Source organism: Mycobacterium sp. TH-M106 (assembly GCF_057473765.1).
The window spans coordinates 1-5,189 of the sequence record NZ_JBYCLE010000444.1 but is presented as its reverse complement, the minus strand read 5'-3'; the positions used below and the strand labels follow the sequence as shown (position 1 = coordinate 5,189).

Sequence of the window (5,189 nt, the reverse complement as noted above, 5' to 3'; positions counted from 1 at the left end):
CCATCACCAGATAGGCGGTGCGGCCTTCGCCGTCCATCTCGGTCTCGCCGTAGTCGTGCACGCTGGCGATGCCGGGGTGGTTGAGCATCGCGGTGTTGCGCGCCTCAGCCCGGAACCGTTCGATGAATTCCGGGTCTGAGGAGAATTCGGCTTTGAGCACCTTGATCGCCACCCGCCGGCCCAGCATGTTGTCGACAGCCTCCCAGACCTGGCCCATCCCGCCGGTAGCGATCAGGCGCTGCAGCCGGTAGCGCCCGGACAGCGTCCCGCCCACGCGCGGACTCACGAGTTCCCCCGCAGCGCGGTTTCGATCACGGCCCGGCCGACCGGCGCGGCCGGCACACCGCCGGTCCGGTCGCCGCTGATTCCACCGCCTTCGTAGCGTGCCCCCTCCCCGGCGGCACCTTCTACGATCACGGCGACCGCAACCTTCGGGGCGTGCGCGGGGGCGAAGGCGACGTACCAGGATTGTGGCGGCGTACCACCCGGGTCGGCGCCGTGCTCGGCGGTGCTGGTGTTGGAGGCGATCTGCACGCCGGGGATGGCCCCGTCCTGCTGGATGGCTTTCTCGGCGTCGATCATCAGGTCCGTTAGCTTAGCCGCGACCTGCGCAGACACCGCACGGCGCTGCTGGCGCGGCGTGGTGACGGCGATGTCGGCGAGGTCGGCTCCCTCCAGGCTCGCCACCAGATAGGGCTGCATGGTCAGCCCGCCGTTGGCGATGGTGGCGGCGATCATCGCATTCTGAAGCGGCGTGACGGCGACGTCGTTCCGCCCGATACTCGACATCCCCAGCGCGGCAGCGTCGGGGATCGAGCCGATGGTGGACAGCCCGACCTGCAGCGGGATGGGCTCGGGAACCCTGTCCAGGCCGAATGCCCGGGCGGTGCTGCCGAGTGCGGTAGCCCCGGTGCTGATTCCCAGCTGGACGAACGCGGTGTTGCAGGATCTGGCGAAGGCCACCCGCAGCGGCACGGTTCGGTCGCTGCCGTCACACGCAGCTGCGCCGAAGTTCTCCAGCGTGAGGCTGGTGCCGGGCAGCTGGATCCGCGGCGCCGCGGTGAGCTGATCGTTCTCGGTGGCACCGGTCTGCAGCGCGGCCGCGGTGGTGATCACCTTGAACGTCGAGCCCGGCGGGTAGGTTTCGCCGAGCGCGCGGTTGATCAGCGGCGAGTGCGGGTTGTCACGGAGCTGCTGCCAGGCCCGACCCTGTTCCTGAGGGTCGGGCGATGACAGCAGGTTCGGGTCGTAGGACGGCGACGACACCAACGCGAGAACCTTTCCGGTGGCCGGTTCCAGCGCTACCACCGCGCCCCGGCATCCTGCGCCGCAGCCGCGCTGCAGCGCGTCCCAGCCGGCCTGCTGCACCCGTGGGTTCACGGTGGTTTCGACGTTGCCGCCGCGTGGGTCACGACCGGTGAAGAAGTCAGCCAGCTGGCGGCCGAACAAGCGGGAGTCGGATCCGTTCAGCACCGGATCCTCGGCGCGTTCCAATCCGCTGCTGGAGAACCGCAGCGAGTAGAACCCGGTGATGGGTGCGTACGGAAGGGGATTGGGGTACACCCGCCGGAAACGGATCCGGCCGTCGGTGGCCATGGAATAGGCCAACAGCTGGCCGCCGGCGGTGATCTGCCCGCGCTGGCGCGAAAATTGGTCCAGCAGAACCCGCCGGTTGCGCGGGTCGGCACGCAACCCGTCAGCGGCGAAAACTTGAGTGAGGGTGGCGTTGACCAACAACAGCACGATCAGCGCCATCAAAGTCAGCGCGACGCGGCGCAGCGGAGTGTTCATACCACGGGCTCGATCACCTCGGTGCCGGCGACTGACGAAGTGGACGCCGTGGACGATGTGGACGCCGTGGGCGAGCTTTGTTGCCGTGAACGGGTGCGCAGTGGCCGGCGCGCGGTGTGCGAGACACGGATCAGCAGGGCTAACAGTACATAGTTGGCCAGCAGTGACGACCCGCCGTAGGACAGCCACGGTGTGGCCAGCCCGGTCAGCGGGATGAGCCTGGTCACGCCGCCGACGACGATGAACAGCTGAATACCCAGCGTGGCAGCCAGCCCCGCGGCCAGCAGCTTGCCGAAGCTGTCGCGGACCGCGACCGCGGTGCGCATACCCCGGATGACGATGATCATGTAACACATCAGCAAGCCGGTAAGCCCGACCAGCCCCAGCTCTTCGCCGAACGCGGCAATGATGAAGTCGGTCGACGCCGCGGGCACGTAGCCGGGTTGGCCGCCGGCCAGACCGGTACCGAAGATGCCGCCGGTGGCAAAGCTGAACAGCGACTGTACCATCTGGAATCCACTGCCCTCCGGATCGGCGAACGGATTCAGCCAGGTTTGGACGCGAGCTTGGACGTGTCCGAAGACGAAATACGCCGCAACACATCCCACCGCGAACAGCGCCAAGCCGATGACCAACCAACTGAACCGCCGGGTGGCGATGTAGACCACCACCAGGAAAGACGCGTACAGCAACAGCGCAGTGCCCAGGTCTTTCTCGAACGCCAGCACGCCAACCGAGACCACCCAGGCCACGAGCAGCGGGGCGAGGTCACGCGGCCGGGGCAGGTTGACGCCCAGCACATTTTGGCCGGCGCTGGTGAACAAGCTCCGTTTCGCCACCAGCACCGCCGCGAAGAAGATGAGCAGCAGGATCTTCGCGAACTCGGCGGGTTGAATGGAGAAGCCGGGCAAGCGGATCCAGGTCTTGGCTCCGTGGTGTTCGGACAGCGATGACGGCAGCATCACCGGAATCGTCAGCAATACCAGGCCGGCGACTCCGCTGATATAGCCGTAGCGGGCGAGCTGGCGGTGGTCTTTTAGCAAAGCCACCACCAGCGCGAAACCGGCCACCCCAACCAGCGTCCACAGCATCTGCTGGACGGCGCCGGGGTTCGCGTCGGCGTCGGCGGTGCCGACGGCAAGGTCGAGCCGGTAAATCATTACCAGGCCAAGCCCATTGAGCAGCGCCACCACCGGAAGCAGCAGCGGATCGGCGTAACGGGCGTAGCGCCGGATGGCCACGTGGGCGAGCGTGAACAGTGCCAGCAATACCCCCGGGTAGACGGCAAGATTCCAGCGCAAGCCCGGCTCCTGGTTGGCCTCCACGATGAGCAGAGCCACCGCGGTGATCACGGAGGCAAAGCAGAGCAGCAGCAGCTCGGCGTTACGTCGATCCGGCAGCGCCGGCGTCAGCGCGACCGGTGCCTGGGGCTGGGTCGGCCGGGTTGTCACGGTGCCGCCCGGCAGTCGGTGCCGGGCTCCGACGGAGCCGGCGGCAGGCTCGTCACGGTGGGCAGGTGCGGCACCGCGGAGGTGGGCCCGGCCGGCCCGGTCGGCCCTGTTGGCATTGTCGGCACAGTCGACGGCGTACCGCCCGGAGCGGGTGGGTGGCCGGTGCGGTCCGGCGGGCGGGTGGCCGGTGCGGGGGGCGGGCACGGCGGCAGCAGCGAATCGCGGGACAGATTGCGCAATTGGTTCATCGCATCGTCGAGGCGCCCGGCCGGTAATCCCTCGGCGACCTGTTGTCGTGCCGGCGGGCGCAGATCGCCCAACGTCATCGGCTGACAGTCCAGTTTCTCGTCCGGGTGGCCGTAACTGATCAGCACCAGCTCGCTGTGGTTGTTCAGGCAGCCCAGCAGATAAGGCTCCTGCAGCCGCAAGCCCAGTATCGACCCCTGGACACCGCGCATGATCGAAACCGTTTCACCGTATGCGGTGACGTAGTAGTAAGCGCGGATCACCGCGTGCCCGATCAGCATTGCCGCGATCACCAGCAGCGCCAGCAGGACAGCTGCGATGATCATCCGGCGCCGCGACCGCGGGGGGTGCGCGAACGCGTCGACTTGCGGCAGGATGCGCTTGGTGACGCTTTCGCGCGGCCGGATCGCCGAGGCCCGCCCGGCCGCCGTGTTGGGCACGGTGAGCGGCTCGTCGCTACCGGAGACCGCGCCGGCCAGGATCGGTTGGGTCTGGCTGTAGTCGAGGTCGACGACGTCGGCGACCACCACTGTGACGTTGTCCGGGCCGCCTCCGCGCAACGCCAGTTCGATGAGGCGATCGGCGCATTCCGCGATGTCGGGGATCTGCAGCGCCTCGAAGATGGTTTCATCGCTGACCGGGTCGGACAGTCCGTCCGAGCAGAGCAGGTAGCGGTCGCCGGCGAGCGCTTCCCGCATGGTCAGTGTCGGCTCCACCTCGTGACCGGTCAGCGCCCGCATGATCAGCGAGCGTTGCGGATGGCTATGCGCCTCCTCCAGGGTGATCCGGCCTTCGTCGACCAGGGTCTGGACGAAGGTGTCGTCCTTGGTGATCTGCGTCAACTCACCGTCACGCAACAGATACCCGCGGGAGTCGCCGATGTGCACGAGCCCGAGCCGGTCTCCCGCGAACAGAATCGCGGTCAATGTGGTGCCCATGCCCTCGAGCTCGGGCTCGGCCTCGACCTGCTCGGCGATGGCCAGGTTGCCTTCCCGCACTGCGGTTTCGAGATTGCTCAGCAGATCGCCCCCGGGTTCGTCGTCGTCGAGATGCGCCAACGCCGCGATCACCAACTGGGAGGCGACCTCACCGGCGGCGTGCCCACCCATGCCGTCCGCCAACGCGAGGAGCCGCGCACCGGCATACACCGAGTCTTCGTTGTTGGTGCGGACCAAGCCGATGTCGCTGCGCGCGACATAACGCAGAGCCAGGCTCACGGGCGTAGCTCGACGATTGTCTTGCCGACCCGGACCGGTGTGCCGACGGGAACTCGCACCGCGGTGGTCACTTTCGCTCCGTCAAGGTAAGTGCCGTTGGTCGATCCTAAGTCCTCGACGTACCATTCCGTCCCCCGTTGGGACAACCGGGCGTGCCGGGCGGACGCGTAGTCGTCGGTCAGCACCAGGGTGGAGTCGTCGGCACGGCCGATCAGCACCGGCTGCCCGCTGAGCGTGACGCGCGCGCCGGTCAACGCACCCTCGGTCACCACCAGGTAGCGCGCGGCGGTGCGGTGCTGTCGCAACGGCAGCAGTGCGCCCCGCAGCGACAGGCCACGGCGCACCATGACCACACCGGTCGGCGCGTAGATGTCGGTTCGCAGTATCCGCAGCACCGACCAGATGAACAGCCACAACAGCGTCAAAAACCCGGCCCGTGTCAGCTGCAGCACCAGTCCCTGCATCCGGCGTCCTCTCCGTCCTC

4 protein-coding genes and 1 pseudogene are annotated in these 5,189 nt (G+C 67.8%); all 5 read right to left on the bottom strand.

Annotation, left to right across the window (positions count from 1 at the left end):
* Positions 1–286, bottom strand: a pseudogene (locus tag AC2VOP_RS15845) (serine/threonine-protein kinase); the annotation flags it as partial.
* Positions 283–1,791 carry a D,D-transpeptidase PbpA gene (pbpA, locus tag AC2VOP_RS15840; RefSeq protein ID WP_486961872.1) on the bottom strand — a complete coding sequence of 503 codons (1,509 nt, stop codon included), beginning with the start codon at positions 1,789–1,791 and terminating at the stop codon, positions 283–285. The gene pbpA and the pseudogene AC2VOP_RS15845, both read right to left, overlap by 4 nt.
* Positions 1,788–3,242: an FtsW/RodA/SpoVE family cell cycle protein gene (locus AC2VOP_RS15835; protein ID WP_486961871.1), complete on the bottom strand. Its 1,455-nt coding sequence runs from the start codon at positions 3,240–3,242 to the stop codon at positions 1,788–1,790. The genes pbpA and AC2VOP_RS15835 overlap by 4 nt, the downstream gene beginning before the upstream one ends.
* Positions 3,239–4,705 carry a PP2C family protein-serine/threonine phosphatase gene (locus AC2VOP_RS15830; RefSeq protein ID WP_486961870.1) on the bottom strand — a complete coding sequence of 489 codons (1,467 nt, stop codon included), beginning with the start codon at positions 4,703–4,705 and terminating at the stop codon, positions 3,239–3,241. The genes AC2VOP_RS15835 and AC2VOP_RS15830 overlap by 4 nt, the downstream gene beginning before the upstream one ends.
* On the bottom strand, positions 4,702–5,169 hold the full coding sequence (locus AC2VOP_RS15825) for an FHA domain-containing protein FhaB/FipA (RefSeq protein WP_486961873.1): 468 nt from the start codon (positions 5,167–5,169) through the stop codon (positions 4,702–4,704). Before AC2VOP_RS15825 ends, AC2VOP_RS15830 begins: the two co-directional genes overlap by 4 nt.
* Between the last annotated feature and the right edge of the window lie 20 nt (positions 5,170–5,189).

Bases quoted from the DNA above. Each gene is read 5' to 3' on its own strand.
- pbpA (WP_486961872.1), bottom strand. From the start codon at position 1,791: ATGAACACTCCGCTGCGCCGCGTCGCGCTGACTTTGATGGCGCTGATC.
- AC2VOP_RS15825 (WP_486961873.1), bottom strand. From the start codon at position 5,169: ATGCAGGGACTGGTGCTGCAGCTGACACGGGCCGGGTTTTTGACGCTG.